At 71.2% G+C, this 16,001-nt stretch carries 13 protein-coding genes; 5 read left to right on the top strand and 8 right to left on the bottom strand.

Annotated elements, in window-relative coordinates; genetic code table 11:
• Nucleotides 1-30: 30 nt before the first annotated feature.
• Both ACSYGO_RS29000 and ACSYGO_RS28995 read left to right on the top strand, forming a co-directional pair.
• Nucleotides 31-450 carry a YciI family protein gene (locus ACSYGO_RS29000; RefSeq protein WP_426677491.1) on the top strand — a complete coding sequence of 140 codons (420 nt, stop codon included), beginning with the start codon at nucleotides 31-33 and terminating at the stop codon, nucleotides 448-450.
• Nucleotides 447-1,622 carry an RNA polymerase sigma factor gene (locus tag ACSYGO_RS28995; protein WP_460388193.1) on the top strand — a complete coding sequence of 392 codons (1,176 nt, stop codon included), beginning with the start codon at nucleotides 447-449 and terminating at the stop codon, nucleotides 1,620-1,622. The genes ACSYGO_RS29000 and ACSYGO_RS28995 overlap by 4 nt, the downstream gene beginning before the upstream one ends.
• A 173-nt stretch (nucleotides 1,623-1,795) precedes the next feature.
• On the opposite strand, the gene ACSYGO_RS28990 is transcribed toward ACSYGO_RS28995, so the two are convergent.
• A complete protein-coding gene (locus tag ACSYGO_RS28990) occupies nucleotides 1,796-2,839 on the bottom strand; it encodes an NAD(P)-dependent alcohol dehydrogenase (protein WP_426677275.1) in 1,044 nt (347 codons plus the stop codon).
• Nucleotides 2,840-3,014: 175 nt separating this feature from the next.
• On the opposite strand from ACSYGO_RS28990, the gene ACSYGO_RS28985 reads away from it, so the two are divergent.
• Nucleotides 3,015-3,929, top strand: coding sequence for a helix-turn-helix domain-containing protein (locus ACSYGO_RS28985; RefSeq protein ID WP_432173793.1), 915 nt, complete (start codon nucleotides 3,015-3,017; stop codon nucleotides 3,927-3,929).
• A gap of 115 nt (nucleotides 3,930-4,044) precedes the next feature.
• Here ACSYGO_RS28985 and ACSYGO_RS28980 read toward each other — a convergent pair whose 3' ends face one another.
• The 6 genes from ACSYGO_RS28980 to ACSYGO_RS28955 form a co-directional block, all read right to left on the bottom strand.
• Entirely contained in the window at nucleotides 4,045-4,815 is a 771-nt protein-coding gene (locus ACSYGO_RS28980) for a group II truncated hemoglobin (RefSeq protein WP_426677277.1), read from the bottom strand.
• Nucleotides 4,816-4,932: 117 nt separating this feature from the next.
• A complete protein-coding gene (locus ACSYGO_RS28975) occupies nucleotides 4,933-8,232 on the bottom strand; it encodes a S8 family peptidase (protein ID WP_460388190.1) in 3,300 nt (1,099 codons plus the stop codon).
• Nucleotides 8,233-8,462: 230 nt separating this feature from the next.
• Entirely contained in the window at nucleotides 8,463-9,146 is a 684-nt protein-coding gene (locus ACSYGO_RS28970; RefSeq protein ID WP_426677279.1) for an ABC transporter ATP-binding protein, read from the bottom strand.
• A 38-nt stretch (nucleotides 9,147-9,184) separates the two neighbouring features.
• Nucleotides 9,185-10,657 carry an ABC transporter permease gene (locus ACSYGO_RS28965; protein WP_426677280.1) on the bottom strand — a complete coding sequence of 491 codons (1,473 nt, stop codon included), beginning with the start codon at nucleotides 10,655-10,657 and terminating at the stop codon, nucleotides 9,185-9,187.
• Nucleotides 10,658-10,853: 196 nt separating this feature from the next.
• Nucleotides 10,854-12,119 (bottom strand): L,D-transpeptidase, encoded by a 1,266-nt coding sequence (locus ACSYGO_RS28960; protein ID WP_426677281.1) that lies wholly within the window; start codon nucleotides 12,117-12,119, stop codon nucleotides 10,854-10,856.
• Between the two features lie 206 nt (nucleotides 12,120-12,325).
• Nucleotides 12,326-12,670, bottom strand: coding sequence for a hypothetical protein (locus ACSYGO_RS28955; RefSeq protein WP_426677282.1), 345 nt, complete (start codon nucleotides 12,668-12,670; stop codon nucleotides 12,326-12,328).
• A gap of 110 nt (nucleotides 12,671-12,780) precedes the next feature.
• Between ACSYGO_RS28955 and ACSYGO_RS28950 the strand changes: the two genes are divergently transcribed.
• Together ACSYGO_RS28950 and ACSYGO_RS28945 are read left to right on the top strand one after the other, a co-directional pair.
• Complete coding sequence (locus tag ACSYGO_RS28950; protein ID WP_426677283.1) at nucleotides 12,781-13,098, top strand: hypothetical protein; 318 nt, start codon at nucleotides 12,781-12,783, stop codon at nucleotides 13,096-13,098.
• 38 nt (nucleotides 13,099-13,136) lie between these two features.
• Nucleotides 13,137-13,886 carry a DUF2625 family protein gene (locus ACSYGO_RS28945; protein ID WP_095936251.1) on the top strand — a complete coding sequence of 250 codons (750 nt, stop codon included), beginning with the start codon at nucleotides 13,137-13,139 and terminating at the stop codon, nucleotides 13,884-13,886.
• Between the two features lie 186 nt (nucleotides 13,887-14,072).
• Here ACSYGO_RS28945 and ACSYGO_RS28940 read toward each other — a convergent pair whose 3' ends face one another.
• Nucleotides 14,073-15,872, bottom strand: coding sequence for a DEAD/DEAH box helicase (locus tag ACSYGO_RS28940; protein WP_432173791.1), 1,800 nt, complete (start codon nucleotides 15,870-15,872; stop codon nucleotides 14,073-14,075).
• Nucleotides 15,873-16,001 lie beyond the last annotated feature (129 nt).

Below are 16,001 nucleotides of genomic sequence, written 5' to 3'. Positions count from 1 at the left end.
ATGGGCCGCACGAACACCGAGGAGACCACCATGGCCAAGTACCTGCTGCTCAAGCACTACCGCGGCGCCCCGGCTTCGATCAACGACGTGCCGATGGAGCAGTGGACGCCGGAGGAGATCTCGGCGCACGTGCAGTACATGAACGACTTCGCGGCCCGGCTCGAGAAGACCGGCGAGTTCGTCGGCGGTCAGGCGCTCGCCCCCGAGGGAGAGTGGGTCCGGTACGACGGTGAGGGGCGCCCGCCGGTCACCGACGGACCGTTCGCCGAGACCAAGGACCTGATCGCCGGCTGGATGGTGATCGACGTCGACAGCCACGAGCGGGCCGTCGAACTGGCCGGAGAGCTGTCGGCCGCCCCCGGGGCGGGCGGCAAGCCGATCCACGAGTGGCTCGAACTGCGCCCGTTCCTGGCCGCGGAGCCCTCCGTCACGGAGTGCCCCCATCGATGAACGAGGCCCTGCTCCGGAGCCTCACGCCGAGCGTGCTCGCCGTCCTCGTCCGCCGCGGAGCCGACTTCGCGGCGGCCGAGGACGCCGTGCAGGACGCGCTCGTCGAGGCGCTCCGCGTCTGGCCGGCCGATCCGCCGCGCGATCCGAAGGCCTGGCTGGTCACCGTGGCCTGGCGCAAGTTCCTCGACGCCAACCGCGCCGACACGGCCAGGCGTCGGCGTGAGGACCTCGTCGACGAGGAGCCCGCGCCGGGTCCCGCGCCCGCGGCGGACGACACGCTCCAGCTCTACTTCCTGTGCGCCCACCCGTCGCTGACGCCGTCGTCCGCGGTCGCGCTCACGCTGCGCGCGGTCGGCGGGCTGACCACCCGCCAGATCGCCCAGGCCTACCTGGTGCCCGAGGCGACCATGGCGCAGCGCATCAGCCGGGCCAAGCGCACCGTCTCCGGCGTGCGGTTCGACCGGCCCGGGGACGTCGCCACCGTGCTGCGCGTCCTCTACCTGGTCTTCAACGAGGGCTACTCCGGCGACGTCGACCTCGCCGCCGAGGCCATCCGGCTCACCCGGCAGCTCGCGGCGTCGATCGACCACCCGGAGGTGGCGGGGCTGCTCGCCCTGATGCTGCTCCACCACGCCCGGCGCGCCGCCCGGACCGCGGCCGACGGCGGTCTGGTGCCGCTCGCCGAGCAGGACCGCGGCCGGTGGGACACCCAGATGATCGCCGAGGGCGTCGAGATCCTTCAGACGGCCCTCGCCCGCGACCGGCTGGGCGAGTTCCAGGCCCAGGCCGCCATCGCCGCGCTACACGCCGACGCGCCCACCGTCGAGGAGACCGACTGGGTGCAGATCGTCGAGTGGTACGACGAGCTCGTGCGCCTGACCGACAGCCCGGTCGTCCGGCTCAACCGCGTGGTCGCCGTCGGCGAGGCCGACGGCCCGCGCGCCGGGCTGGCGGCGCTCGCGGCGCTGGACGACGCCTCCGCGAGCTCTTCGAGCGGCAAGAACCCCATGCCCCGCCGCACCGCGGTGGCGGCCTACCTCCACGAGCGCGACGGCGACCTGGTCACGGCGGCACGGCTGTACGCGGAGGCGGCCCGCAAGGCACCGAACCTCGCCGAGCGCGACCATCTGACCCGCCAGGCGGCCCGGCTCAACTCCCGCCGGAGCCGCTGACGGCCCACGCGCCGGCTCTCGCGGCAGCCGGCTCCGGTGGCCCCGGGCCGATCCCGTCCCGCACCGGGCAGGGCGTCGGAACGCACGCGGGCGGCGTGGGCTGCCGACATGGAAGGGCGCCCGCGGGCCGTGCGGCCCCGGGCGCCCCTCACCGGCACACAGGCCGGCCGACATTAGATCGTCGCGGTGTCGATCACGAAGCGGTAGCGGACGTCGCTCGCCAGCACCCGCTCGTACGCGTCGTTGATCTCGGACGCGCTGATCAGCTCGATCTCGGCGCCGAAGCCGTGCTCGGCGCAGAAGTCGAGCATCTCCTGGGTCTCCCGGATGCCGCCGATGCCGGAGCCCGCGAGGGTCTTGCGGCCGCCGATCACCGAGAAGAGGTTGAGCCTGACCGGCTCCTCGGGGGCGCCGACGTTCACGAAGGCACCGTCGGTCCTGAGGAGGGACAGGTAGACGTCCAGGTCCAGCGGGGCCGAGACCGTGGACAGGATGACGTCGAACGTGCCGCGCAGCTCCTCGAAGGTCTTCGGGTCGCTGGTGGCGTAGTAGTGGTCGGCGCCCAGCTTCAGGCCGTCGTCCTTCTTGCGCAGCGACTGCGACAGGACGGTGACCTCGGCGCCCAGCGCGTGGGCGATCTTGACGCCCATGTGGCCGAGGCCGCCCATGCCGAGGACGGCGACCTTCTTGCCGGGACCGGCGTTCCAGTGCTTGAGCGGGGAGTACGTGGTGATGCCGGCGCAGAGAAGGGGTGCGGCCACGTCCAGGGACAGGCCGTCGGGGATGCGGACGACGTAGTTCTCGTCGACGACGATCTTCTCGGAGTAGCCGCCGTAGGTGGGCTCGCCGTCCTTGCCGACCGCGTTGTACGTGCCGGTCATTCCGCCGCCGGTGCAGTACTGCTCCAGGCCCGCCTTGCAGTTGTCGCACTCGCGGCAGGAGTCGACCATGCAGCCGACGCCCACACGGTCGCCGACCTTGTACTTGGTGACGTCGGAGCCGACCTCGGAGACGACGCCGGCGATCTCGTGACCGGGCACCATCGGGAAGATGGCCTCGCCCCAGCCCTCGCGGGCCTGGTGGATGTCGGAGTGGCAGATGCCGGCGAACTTGATGTCGATCAGGACGTCGGACGCGCCGACCTCGCGGCGCTCGATGGTGGTGCGCTCCAGCGGAGCCTTGGCGGCGGGAGCGGCGTAGGCAGCAACAGTGGTCATGCCGGGAGTTCTCCTCAGGAGTGGTCTGTGCCGTGCCCGGCCGGCTCCGGCCGGGCACGATCCCCAGAGTGCCTCCGGCGCGGGGCTTCACCCAGGCCACGGCTTTGCGTACGTCCAGCGGTCCTACTACTGGCGGGGTCAGGATCCTCTGCGTACGACCGTGAATACTGGACGTATGAGCGAACAGCCCTCTCAGGAGCCCACCGGGGAAGTGGGCCGGTCGCTGGACCGGCGTGCGGAGCTGAGCGAGTTCCTGCGCAGTCGCCGGGCCCGGCTGAAGCCCGAGGACGTGGGGTTGCCGGACTTCGGACGGCACCGCCGTGTACCCGGGCTGCGCCGCGAGGAGCTGGCGCAGCTGGCCGGGGTGTCCGTGGCGTACTACACGCGGCTGGAGCAGGGCAACGGCCGGAACGTGTCGGCGGAGGTCCTCGACGCGATCGCGCGGGCGCTGCGGCTGACGGATGCCGAGCACGCGCATCTCACCCACCTGGCGAAACCCAAGCAGCACAAGAAGAAGCAGGCGGCCCGGCCGCAGCAGGTGCGCCCGGCGCTGCGGCAGCTGCTCGACTCGATGGACGGCGTCCCGGCGTACCTCACCGGGCGGCGCTCCGACATCCTCGCCTGGAACCGGATGGCCGCGGCGATCTTCGGCGACTGGTCCGAGATGCCGCCCCAGGAGCGCAACTGGGCGCGTCTGGTGTTCCTGAAGCCCGAGTACCGGGACCTGTACGTGGAGTGGGAGCAGAAGGCGATCGACATCGTCTGCATGCTGCGGATGGACGCGGGCTGCCACCCGGACGATCCACGACTGTCCGCGCTGGTCGGGGAGCTCTCCGTGAAGAGCGCGGACTTCCGCCGGCTGTGGGCGACGCACGACGTGAAGGAGAAGAGCCACGGGATGAAGCATCTGCGGCATCCCCTGGTGGGCGAGCTGTCGCTGCGCTTCGAGTCCTTCCGGCTGCTCGACGACGGTGAGCTGGCCCTGATCACGTATCACGCGGAGCCGGACTCGGCCTCGGCGGAGGCGCTGCGTCTGCTGGCGTCCTGGGGCACGGACGCGACCCGTGCGGGGGCGGCCGCACCGCAGTAGGACGACCGGCACGCCCCGCACACCGGGTCACGCCGCCGTGCCGTGCGCCACGGGCCGCCACGACGGGCACCGCACCCGGCGTGACGGGCCCGTCACGCCCGGCACGGCGGCCCCGTCACGGCTGGTACGGCGGCGCGGCGCCCCAGGTCCACTTCGGCACCGGCTGCTCTCCCGGAGGGGTCGCGTCGGGGCCGGAGAAATAGACGGCGAGACGTGTGCCCCACTCCACGTAGGCGAGGAAGGCCGAGCGGAACTCGGCGTCGCTGGGCAGCCCGGCGTCGTCGGCGGCGTCCTGGAGGAGGTTCACCCAGCGGCGGCGCTGCACCTCGGTGATGTTCTTGCCGAAGTGCTTGGCGACCATGTGCCCGTGGCCGCCCTGCGTCTCGGAGTACGCCGGCGGGCCGCCGAAGACCTCGCCGAGCCAGAGCGCCACGTGGACGGCGTGCTCGGGGGCCAGGTCCGCGAACAGGGGCGCCAGGAGGTCGTCCTTGAGCACCTTGCCGTAGAAGGACTCGGTGAGCCGGGTGAAGGCCTCGGCGCCGCCCGCCCAGGAGTAGAGCGTGGGGACCGACGCGCCGGCGCCGCGCACCGTCGTCGGTTTGTAGTGGCGCATCTCCTCGATGTCACCGATGAAGGGGCGGATCTCGGCGAGGAAGCCGGGGAAGAGCTCCGAATTGCGGAAGCCCTCGATGTGGTCCTCGGTCGACGTCCAGGTGATCCGCAGGATGAAGTGCTCGAAGTCCTCCTCGCAGCGGGCGAGTTCGTAGTCGACGCACTGCGGGGCGGCGGCGAGCCGGACGGCCGCCCGCGTGTAGGCGGCCAGGAACTCGGCCGACCGGTCCTCGGGGATGCGATAGCGGATGTATTCGACGGTCGAAGCGGTCATGCCCTCACACAAACACGGACGGCCCGTCGGAAGCTCTGCTTCCGACGGGCCGCCGCCGCGTGTCAGCGTTGGGCGAAACGGGTCAGCGCCCGGTGGACCCGGGCCGCGCCGCCACGGTCACTTGCCGTAGTAGGCGTTGTAGATCGAGATCGTGGACTTGTTGCCCTTCTTGTCGGCGATCTTGGCGTGGAACGAGACGCCCTTGCCCTTCGCCGGGTTCTTGTAGGTGATCCTGCCGTTCCTGACGTCGACCTTGGTCCAGGTCTGGCCGTAGTCGTAGCTGACGTACACGGACAGCGAGCCGAGGTTGGCCCCCGCGGCGGCGCCCTGGACGGTGACCGGGACGGTGACCTCGCGGCCGGCCGGTCCGCGGCTGTCCAGGCCGAGCGGTGCGCCGAAGCGGGCCGTGGACACGGGCAGCTTCACCCCGTCGGCCTTCTTGGAGCGGAACGTCCAGGAGGCGTCGATCCGGGTGGAGGCCGCGGCCACCTTCACGGAGCGCTTGACGGAGGTGGTCAGCCGGTAGGACGCGTCGGCGTCCGGCACCTTGAAGCGGCCGCTGCCGTCCAGCGGGTCGTCGTTCTCGGCGATCTTCGTGCCGTTGCGGTACAGCGTCGTCCTGACCGACGTCACGAGGGAGGCCCCGGCGTGCGACTGCCCGTCGGCGAGCATCGGCAGGTAGCCGCTGATGTAGCGGCCGTCGCGGAACACGCCGTACGAGCTGCTGAGCTTCGGGCCGAAGACACCGGTGTTGAAGGTCTTCGTGTAGCTCCTGCCCGCCGCGAAGGTCTGTGCTTCGCCGAGCGTGTAGAAGGCCTCGCCGAGCGGGAAGCCGTCGGCGTCCTTGCCGCCGAACTGCTCGAAGTCGAGGCTCCACCGCACGCGGTCGCCGGTGGACACGTGCAGCGTGCGGGTGCCGGGCAGCTTCTGCTCGACCCCGACACCGAAGGCGAAGTCGTCGGTCAGATAGCCGTACGCGGTGACGGCGCCCGTCTTGCCGGAGGCGGCGGCGCCCATACCGGTCTTCACGGTGGCCAGGTCGCCCGCCTTGTAGTGCTTGACGTGCGCGCCCTGGAGCTTGGTCACCTTGCCGCCGGTGAAGATGTCGTACTCGGTGTCGTCGCCCTTGGTCCAGACGCCCGACCAGCTCTGCGTCAGGCCGGTGGAGAGCGCCGGGCCGATGTGCGCGACCCGCAGGTCCGCGAAGGACTCCATGCCGACTCCGAAGCCGAAGTCGGAGGGTGCGTACATGTACGAGACGACCGCGGAGACGGGCTCGGCCCCGGCGTCCGGCACGGTGATGTCGGCGGACCTGGCCGTCCGCTGGTCGATGGTCACCGAGACGTTGCGGGTGACGCTCAGCCGGGGCTGGACGAGCCAGTCCAGGCCGCCTTCCAGCTTCTCGGGGTCCTTCACCAGCTGGGAGTTCAGGGTGTAGGTGCCCTTGGGGACCCGGACGGTCTCCGCGGCGTCGGTGCCCTGCGTGACGTAGTCGCGGCCCGCGCCGGTGTACGGGGTCAGACCGGTGAAGTGGGTGGGCTTCTCCCCGTCCCGCGCCACGTACTTCAGCTTGACGTCGTAGGACTCCACCTCGCGCTGCACGGCGGCGGCGGTGCGCACGGACTGGCCGCCGCCCGTGGCGGTCACGTACGCCGCGTACGCGCCGTCGGTGGTGCCGCCCAGCTTCGTGTCGGCCGTGATGCCGACGGAGGCCCTGCCGCCCGCCGGGACCTTCACCGTCTTCGCGCCGAGCGTGAAGAAGCCCGCGGGGGCCGGCCGGCCCTTGGGGCCGGTGGCGGTCACCGCGAGGGTCAGGGTGACGTCGGTCTTGCCCACGTTGCGGTAGGTGACGCTGCGGGTCACCGGCTTGTCGTCGGTGTGCGGCCACTGCGCGACGGGGAACGCGACCGAGCTGGGGTCGGCGATGACGGTCTGCTTGATCGCCCGGTCGACGGCGATACGGCCGGTTCCCTGCTGGAACGGCGTGTACGCGCCGCCTTTCGCGGAGCCTGTGAGCGCGCCCTTCAGCTCGGCGAACGTCCAGTCCGGGTGCTCCTGCTTGAGGATCGCGGCGGCGCCCGCGACGTGCGGGGTCGCCATCGACGTACCGGAGATCGTCAGATAGCCCGGCGGCCGCTCGCCGACCTCCTTGGCGATGACGCTGCCCGGGGCCGCCGCGGCCGTGATGTCCACGCCCGGTGCGGTCACGTCGGGCTTGATCGCGCCGTCGAGGCCGGGGCCGCGGCTGGAGAAGGACGCCAGCTTGTCCTTGTCGTCGACGGCGCCGACGGTGAGCGCGTCGGCCGCGCTGCCCGGGGAGCCGATGGTCTGCTCGCCGAAGTCGCCGTCGTTGCCCGCGGCGATGGCGAAGAGGATGCCCTTCTCCTCGGAGAGCTTGTTGACCTCCGCTTCCAGCGGGTCGATCTCCGGCGTGTCACCTCCACCCAGGCTGAGGTTGACGATGTCCGCGCCCTGGTCGGCCGCCCACTCCATGCCGGCGAGGATGCCGGAGTCGTCGCCGTAGCCGTCGTCGCTGAGGACCTTGCCGTTGAGGATCTTCGCGCCGGGCGCGACGCCCTTGTACGTGCCGTTCGACTTCGCGCCGGTGCCCGCCGCGATGGACGCGACGTGGGTGCCGTGCCCGAAGTGGTCGGTGGCGTCGGCGGAGGTGGAGAAGTTCTTGGCGGCGATCACCTGGTCCTTGAGGTCCGGGTGGGCCGCGTCGACCCCGGTGTCCAGGACGGCGATCTTGACGCCCTTGCCGTCGTAGCCGGCCGCCCACGCCTTGGGGGCGCCGATCTGGGGCACCGACTTGTCGAGGCTCGCCTTGCGGACGCCGTCGAGCCAGACGTGCGCGATGCCCGCGGCGGCCGTGCCGTCGTCCGTGACCGCGTTCCACAGCTCGGCCGCGTCCTGCCGCGGGGTGAGGACCGCGTCCGCGTTCAGCGACCTGAGGGTCCTGCGGACCGTGCCCGCGTCGCGGACGTCGGCCCTGGCGGCGGCCGCGGCGCCGCGGTAGCCGACGATCAGCTTCAGGCCCTGCTTCTGGGCCTTGCGGGTGGCGGCCCGGTTCAGTTCGGTGACGTCGAAGAGGCGCTTGTCGAGCCGCCCGGAGGCGATCAGCCGCTGGGCGTCGGCCGGCACGACGAAGGTGTGGCCGGCCGTCTTGCGGACGAACACGGGTATGTGGGCGCGGCCTTCGGCGCGTTCGAAGCCGACGACCCGTCCCCCGGCGTCGACGGCCACCCGGTCGCCGGTGATCAGCGTGATGTGGTGGCGGGCGGTGAGCCCGGAGGTCCCCTTGGCCGCGGTGGTGCTGCTCGGGTGTGCGGCCTCGGCCGACGCCGGGCCGGTCATGCCCGCCGTCAGGGCCACGGCGGCCGCCGTGGCGATGCTCGCGGCGCACGTTCTTTTCACTTGTCTGCGCAAGTCTCCCCCTGGAGATGTGATCCGGACGAGGAACTCGTTCATCCGGCCGGGGGAGGTCCCGTACACATGCGCGTGCACCCCCCGGAACACGCAGTATGCCCGGGGGGTGATCAGCCGCCAATACAGTGGCGACGGTGAAGAGTTGACGGGGTTGTTCCGCTACGCCCCCGCACTCCCCCTTCTGTCCCTCTTCATGCCGTCGCGCCTCCTGCGCTCCTTCATGCCCCCGCGTTCTCCTTGACGGTGATCCGGCCCTTGCGGATCGTCGCGAGTCGCGGGGCCTTCTTCGCGATCGACGAGTCGTGGGTGACCATGATGAAAGTGAGCCCGTACTCCTTCCACATGGCTTCCAGTACGTCCATGATCTCGTCGCGCATGGACTCGTCGAGGTTTCCCGTGGGTTCGTCGGCGAGCAGCACCTTGGGCTGCTTGACCAGGGCGCGGGCGATCGCGACGCGCTGCTGCTGACCGCCGGAGAGTTCGGCGGGCAGATGGCCGAGGCGCTCGGCGAGGCCCACCGACTCCAGTGCCGCGGCGGCCCGTTCGCGCCGCGCCTTCGTCTTCACGCCGAGGGGGACGAGAGCGGTCTCGACGTTCTCCTGGGCGGTGAGCGTGGGAATCAGGTTGAAGCTCTGGAACACGAAACCGATGTTCTCGCTGCGCACCCGGGTCAGCTTGGCCTCGGACAGTTTCGCCATGTCCGTGCCGTCGAGTTCGACGCTGCCGGAGGTGGGACGGTCGAGTCCGCCCAGCATCTGGAGAAGGGTGGACTTTCCGCCGCCGGTGGGGCCCTGGATGACGAGCCGGTCCCCGGACCCGATGGTCAGATCGACACCGGCGAGCGCGTCGACGACTTCCTTGCCCCGCGTATAGCGCTTGGTGACGCCTCTGAGTTCGTACATGGTGCAACTCCTGGGATACGTGAGTACGTGGGGCCGGGCTATTCGACGCGGCGCAGGGCGTCGGCGGGGCGCAGCCGGGAGGCGCGCCAGCCGCCGAAGGCGCCGGCGACGAGCCCGCCGGTGACGGCGAGGGCGACCGCGACGACGATGGTGTTGAGGCTGACGGGCGCGGTGAGCGCGACGTCGAGGGCCTTGCTCGCGGTCTGCCGGCCGGGGCCGCCGAAGACGCCGCCGCCCGGACCGCCGCCGCCGGGGCCGCCGGATCCGCCGTTCGAACCGCCCAGCTCCGCCTGGAGGGTGGGGCTGATCTCGGTGACGACGTACGCGCCGGCGAGGCCGATCGCGATGCCGAGGGCGCCGCCGACCAGGCCGTTGACGATGGCCTCGCCGACGACCTGGCGGGTCACCCGGCCCGACTTCCAGCCGAGCGCCTTGAGGGTGCCGAACTCGCGCACGCGGCGGGAGACGGCCGAGGAGGTGAGCAGGCCCGCCACCAGGAAGGCGGCGACGAGCACCGCGATCGACAGCCACTTGCCGACGTTCGAGGCCAGGTCGGAAGCGGTGGACAGGGAGCCGGAGACGGTGTCGGCGAGGTCCGCTGAGGTGGTGACCGTGGTGCCGGAGATGTTCTTCTGGATGGTGCTCTTGACGCTGTCGATCTGCTGCGAGTCGGACGCCTTGACGTAGATCGTGGTGACCTTGTTCTTGGAGTCGCTGAGCGTCTGCGCCTGCTTGAGCGGGATGTACAGGTTGGCCGCCGCGTCACCGCTGTCGGGCGTCGCGATGCCGATGACCTTGTACTTGACGCTCTTGATGGTGACGGTGCCGCCGACCTTGAGCTTCTTCTCCTTGGCGTACGACTTGTCGGCGACGACGACCTTGGCGTCGGTCTCCGAGGTCTTGAAGGTGCGTCCGCTGGTGATCTTCGAGGAGGTCAGCGGGCCGAGGGCGGGCTTGGTGACGTCGGTGCCGAAGACCGAGTAGTTGTTGACGTCGAAGTTGGCGCCGCCGCCCTCGACGCGGCCCTGCGGGGGCTGCTGGGTGCCGGGGCCGCCCTGCCGGTTGCCGCCGCCGCTGTTCGGGTCCTGCTTGAACTGGCCGCGCGTGAACTGGCCGTTGATGCGGACGACCTGCAGGCTCAGGCCGCCGACGGAGTCCGCGACGCCCTGCTGCGAGTCCACCTTGGAGACGGTGGAGGAGGCCAGGGTCTGGAAGCCCTGCACCATGACACGGTCGCTGCTCTGCTCCTCGTCCGAGTCGCTGTCCCGGGCGTCGAAGTTGAACCGCGGGCGCTGGCTGGAGCCGGTCGCGGGCGCCGCCGCCTTGGTGACCGTCATGTCCGTGCCCAGTCCGTACAGCGACTGGAGGACCTTGCCCTGCGCCTTCTCCATGCCGGAGGACACGGAACTGACCACGATGACCAGGGCGATGCCCAGGGCAAGCCCGGAGGCGACGACGAGGGCCGCCTTTCTGCGGCGGCGCAGTTCGCGCCTCAGGTAGGTGAAGAACATGGCCGCAAGCTAGGTACGGCGCGTGATGAAGGGATAAGGCCGAAATAAGAGAACGATGAGAAGACTGTGCCGGGCCGTCAGAACGGCTGTGCACCGGCCCGGAACCCTGTGCGGGCGGTGAGCACGCGGCCCGGCGAACGCGAAGGCGGCGGCGACCCCTCAGGGGGTCGCCGCCGCCTCGGCGGGTTCAGCGGGCTCAGACGGCCGAGCCGGCCTTCCACGCCGCCCAGTCCAGGTTCCAGCCGTTGAGGCCGTTGTCCGGGGCGATGGTCTTGTCGCCGGTGTTCTTCACCACGACGACGTCACCGATGAGCGAGTTGTCGTAGAACCACGCGGCAGGGGTGTTCTTGTCGTTGGCACCCTTGGTGTCGGACAGACCGACACAGCCGTGGCTGGTGTTCACCGCGCCGAAGATGGACTTGGCGCCCCAGTAGTTGCCGTGGATGAAGGTGCCGGAGCTCGACAGACGCATGGCGTGCGGCACGTCCTTGATGTCGTACTCGCCCTTGCCGTCGTCGTTCGTGAAGCCGACGGTCGAGCCGTCCATCCGGGTCTCCTTGAACTTCTCGGAGATCACCATCTGGCCCTGGTACGTCTTGTTCTCGGGGGAGCCCGCCGAGATCGGGATGGTCTTGATGGTCTTGCCGTCCTTGGTGACCTTCATGGTCTTGGTCTTGGCGTCGACGATCGAGACCTGGTTGCGGCCGATCTTGAAGGTGACCGTCTTCTGCTGCACGCCGTAGACGCCGCTCGCGCCCTCGACGCCGTCGAGGTCGAGCTTCAGGGTCACGGTGGAGCCGCCGGTCCAGTAGCTCTCGGGCCGGAAGTCCAGACGGTTGGCGCTGAACCAGTGGCCGACGACCTCCTGGCCGCTGCTGGAGGAGACGGTGATCCCCTTCTGCACGGCGGCCTTGTCGGTGATCGCCTTGTTGAAGTTGATCGAGACCGGCATGCCGACGCCGACGGTGGAGCCGTCCTCCGGCGTGAAGTTGCCTATGAAGCTGTTCGCCGGGGAGACCGTCGTGAACGAGGCGTTCTCATGGGCGGTGCGGCCCTCGGAGTCGGTGGCCTCGGCGGCGATCTTGTAGGTGGTGGCCCGCTGGAGCTGGCCGGTCGGCTTCCAGCTCTTCTTGTCGGCGGATATCTGGCCCGCGACCGCGGTGCCCTCCGCGGTCTGCATGGTGACGGACGTGAGCTTGCCCTTGCTCACCGTGACCGCGGTGCCGTTGTTGATGGAGGCGTTGTCGGAGCCGTCCTTGGGCGTGATCTTGATCTGGGCCTCTGAGGTCTTCTTGGCCGCCGCCTCGTCGACCTTCGCCTGCGACGAGCTGTCGCCGCCGTTGCCGTCGGCCTTGGCGTTGCCGTCACTGCAGCCAGAGAGCACCAGAACACCGCCGAGCAGTGCGGACGCGGCTATCAGGCCCCTGCGCCGCTTACTGTCCGTCATCACACGCTTCTCCATCGTCGCCGAATCACCAAAAGTCTCGAATGGCCCCGCAGGAACCATCAACGCTACGACCGGTTCGTCCCGTTCCACACCTCTCGGAAGTGTGGGGCACACCACGTTCGGACATGCGCCGCGTGGTGCGGATGCGGTCAGTGCGTCTGCTGAGACGAAGAAACCCCGGACGGCGGTTGCCGCCCGGGGTCACGTTTCCCCAAGCCGCGTCAGCCGAGCGTGTCTTCCTCGTCGTCCTCGTCAGCATCATCCTCGTCGAGGTCCCAGTCGGGCGAATCGGGGTCGTATTCGATGGGCTCGCTGCTCCACGACGCCTGCGCGAGCTCGATCCCGGGCACCTCGCTGACCAGGTCGAACGGGTCCACCAGATAGGCGAGCGCCTCGGCCGTGTCTTCCGTCACTGCGTTCTCGGCGTGCGCGCGCTCGTCCGCGGGCATGTCGGCGTCCCCGGCGATCCGCCGCAGCGCGGCCTTGGTGACGGCGTCGGCGTCGTCGATCTCCAGCACGAGTTCGACACGAAGCCGCACAAACTGTGATGTCTCAGGAGTACTCATGGGACGGAGCGTAAGGCCCAGGGGTTGCGCGACTTTCCCACGACCCGCGCCTTTCATTAGCATCGCCCCACACGGCCAATTCGCCCGCGCCACAAGGGGATCGATATTTCGTGTCCGCCGCACGTCGATCGTTGCTGACCGCCACCGCAGCCGGGACCCTCCTGGGTGCCCTGTGGTTCGTCCCGTCCGCCAACGCGACCCAGGACCAACCCGGTCCGGGCGTCTCCGCGTCGGCCACCGCGACGACGACCCCCGAGGCGCGCACCGCGACGGACCCGGACACGCAGTCCGACGGGCCCCACACCCAGCTCGCCGACACCGGAAGCGTCGACACGACGCCGTACGTCGTCGGCGGCACCCTCTTCCTCGCCCTGGGCGCCGGATTCGTGACGTACTCGGTGCGCCGCGAGCGCACGATGGCCTGCTGAGAGCAGTACTCCGGTCCGGACCGACCCACGGGGAATCCATGCGAGACCTGACCGAGCTGACCGACGTCGAGGAGCCCTCCTGGCCGCTCCTGTCCGAGGCACTCGCCGCGAGCGGGGTGTCCATGGACGTGCTGCCCGCGGACCCGGCGCTGGGGCGCGCCACCCTGCTCCAGCTCCAGGTCACCGCGCGGTCCTGGCTGGGCGGTCTGGTGCTCAACTGCGGTGGCCTGGTGCTGGACAGCGGCTGGCTGCGCATCTACGGCAGCCCGGCCGCCGACACCTCCACGGGACTGCCCGGCGCGTCGGCGGACCTGCCGAGCCTCGCCGAGGTCAACGAGTTCCCCGAGCGGTTCGACCCGTCCTGGCGCCCCGCGAACGGACTCGTCGTCGGCCACGACGTGCTGGGCGGGGTCTTCCTCGTCAACGGCGCCGACCCGGAAGCGGCCGGCCGCCCCGGACGCCCCGGCGAGATCGTCTACTTCGCGCCGGACTCGCTGCGCTGGGAGGCCCTCGAAGTGGGCCACGGGGCGTGGCTCGAATGGTTCCTGCGCGAGGGCACCGACCGGTTCTACGACACCCTGCGCTGGCCGGGCTGGCGTGCCGAGTCCGGCCTCCTGGGCGGGACGCAGGGCCTCTCCGTCGTCCCGTTCCTGTGGTCGGCCGAGGCGCGCCGCGATCTGCACTCGACCAGCCGTCGCGCGGTGCCGCTGGCCGAAATCCTCCAGCTCCACCGGGACTTCGCCCTGAAGCTCGACAAGGTCGACCCCGGATTCTTCGGCAGCCCCTGACGCGGTCGGGGCACGGGGCCCGCCGGGCCCCGCTCCCCCGGCGAGGCGCGGCTCGGCCGGGCGGCTCGCCGGGACGGGCCGGCGGGGCGGCTCGAAAGCCGTCGCCCACCGGGCCGCTGCTGCGTCCCCGCGGGGCGCGGCACCGGCTGCCCTGCCGCGGGCCGCCGACGGGCTTCCGCGGGCGCGTTACGCGGCCCTGCGGCCGCCGCCGTCCCTGCCTCCGCCGTCCCTGCCGCCACGGCCCGCGCCACCGCGGTTCTGCCCGCCGCGGCCGCGACCGCCACCGCTCTGCGCCACGGCGTCCTGGCCACGGCCCGTGCGGCGGCGCGGAGCGCGCCCGGCGCCGTCCGTGCGGGCCGAGCCCGTGCCGCCCTCGGCGGTCGTACGCCGCCCGCCGCCGTCACCGGAACCGCCGCGGCGTCCCGTGCCGGTACGGGTCCTGCCGCGCGGCTTCGGCTGCTCGGCGGGCTGCGGCACCTCGATGACCACGGGGACGCCGGAGGGCTCGCGGGCTCCGGTCAGCCGGGTCAGCTCCTCGTCGCTGGACCGGACACGGGCGGTGCGCGGGGAGATGCCGGCGTCGGCCATCAGCCGGGTCATCTCCCGCTTCTGCTCCGGGAGTACGAGGGTGACGACGCTGCCGGACTCGCCCGCGCGCGCGGTGCGTCCGCCGCGGTGCAGATAGTCCTTGTGGTCGGTGGGCGGGTCCACGTTGACGACCAGGTCGAGGTCGTCGATGTGGATGCCGCGGGCCGCCACGTTGGTGGCGACCAGCGCGGTGACCTGACCGTTCTTGAACTGGTCGAGGGTGCGGTTGCGCTGCGGCTGGCTGCGCCCGCCGTGCAGCGCGGACGCCCGTACGCCGTTGGCGAGCAGCCGCTTGGTGAAGCGGTCGGCGCCGCGCTTGGTGTCGACGAAGAGGATCACCCGGCCGTCGCGCGCCGCGATCCGCATGGCGACGGCCTTCTTGTCGGTCTCGTCGGCCACGTGCAGCACGTGGTGCTCCATGGTGGTCACCGCGCCCGCCGACGGGTCGACGGAGTGCACCACGGGGTCGGTGAGGAACATCCGCACGAGGCGGTCGATGTTCTTGTCGAGCGTCGCCGAGAACAGCAGTCGCTGACCACCCGGCTCGACCTGCCGCAGCAGCGCTGTGACCTGCGGCAAGAAGCCCATGTCGGCCATCTGGTCGGCCTCGTCGAGCACGGTGATCGCGACCTGGTCCAGGACGCAGTCACCCCGCTCTATGAGGTCCTTGAGCCGGCCCGGGGTGGCCACCAGCACCTCGGCGCCGCGGCGCAGCGCACCGGCCTGGCGGCCGATCGACATCCCGCCGACGGCCGTGGCGACGCGCAGCTGGACGGAGGTCGCGTACGGCGTCAGCGCGTCGTCGACCTGCTGGGCCAGCTCACGGGTGGGCACCAGGACGAGGGCGAGCGGCGCCCTGGGTTCGGCACGGCGGCCCGCGGTGCGCGCCAGCAGGGCGAGCCCGAAGGCCAGCGTCTTGCCCGATCCCGTACGGCCACGTCCGAGGACGTCGCGGCCCGCGAGGGAGTTGGGCAGGGTCGCGCCCTGGATCGGGAAGGGCTCGGTGACACCGTTCGCCGCGAGGGTCTTCGTCAGCGCGGCCGGCATGTCCAGGGCGTCGAAGGAGTCGACGGCGGGCAGCGCGGGCGTGAGGGTCTCAGGCAGGGAGAACTCCTGCGGCGGCGTGACCTGGCGGGGCGCGCCCCTGCCGGCACCACGGCCGGCGCCGCGGCCCGCGTTCCGCGCGGCACCACCCGTCCGAGCCGCGCCGCCGGACCTGGCGGAACCGCCGGTCCTCGCGGAACCACCGCTGCGTGCCGGGCCGTCGGACTTCGCGCCGCTGTTCTGCACGGCGCCGCCGTTCCTCGTGGCACCGCCGTTGTGGGCGGCGCCGCCGCTCTGGGCGTCGCCACGTGCGCGCGTCGGCCGCTTACGGGCGGGACGTTCGGATCGAGTCATGCTGGATCTGGTTTTCCTTCCTGGGCCCCACGGACTGCACGCACCGAGCCCGTCCGCGGACGGGCGTTCACAGCACGAGCCGGGGCCCGCACCCGAAGGTGCGGGCCCCGGCTCTGGAAAAGCGCGTCC

The organism is Streptomyces krungchingensis, assembly GCF_054729265.1.
Note: the sequence above shows the minus strand (reverse complement) of the source record. Positions and strands in the feature narration are given on the sequence as shown.

Bases quoted from the DNA above. Each gene is read 5' to 3' on its own strand.
- ACSYGO_RS28940 (WP_432173791.1), bottom strand. From the start codon at position 15,872: ATGACTCGATCCGAACGTCCCGCCCGTAAGCGGCCGACGCGCGCACGT.
- ACSYGO_RS28995 (WP_460388193.1), top strand. From the start codon at position 447: ATGAACGAGGCCCTGCTCCGGAGCCTCACGCCGAGCGTGCTCGCCGTC.
- ACSYGO_RS28955 (WP_426677282.1), bottom strand. From the start codon at position 12,670: ATGAGTACTCCTGAGACATCACAGTTTGTGCGGCTTCGTGTCGAACTC.
- ACSYGO_RS28990 (WP_426677275.1), bottom strand. From the start codon at position 2,839: ATGACCACTGTTGCTGCCTACGCCGCTCCCGCCGCCAAGGCTCCGCTG.
- ACSYGO_RS28980 (WP_426677277.1), bottom strand. From the start codon at position 4,815: ATGACCGCTTCGACCGTCGAATACATCCGCTATCGCATCCCCGAGGAC.
- ACSYGO_RS28985 (WP_432173793.1), top strand. From the start codon at position 3,015: ATGAGCGAACAGCCCTCTCAGGAGCCCACCGGGGAAGTGGGCCGGTCG.
- ACSYGO_RS28970 (WP_426677279.1), bottom strand. From the start codon at position 9,146: ATGTACGAACTCAGAGGCGTCACCAAGCGCTATACGCGGGGCAAGGAA.
- ACSYGO_RS29000 (WP_426677491.1), top strand. From the start codon at position 31: ATGGCCAAGTACCTGCTGCTCAAGCACTACCGCGGCGCCCCGGCTTCG.
- ACSYGO_RS28965 (WP_426677280.1), bottom strand. From the start codon at position 10,657: ATGTTCTTCACCTACCTGAGGCGCGAACTGCGCCGCCGCAGAAAGGCG.
- ACSYGO_RS28945 (WP_095936251.1), top strand. From the start codon at position 13,137: ATGCGAGACCTGACCGAGCTGACCGACGTCGAGGAGCCCTCCTGGCCG.
- ACSYGO_RS28960 (WP_426677281.1), bottom strand. From the start codon at position 12,119: ATGGAGAAGCGTGTGATGACGGACAGTAAGCGGCGCAGGGGCCTGATA.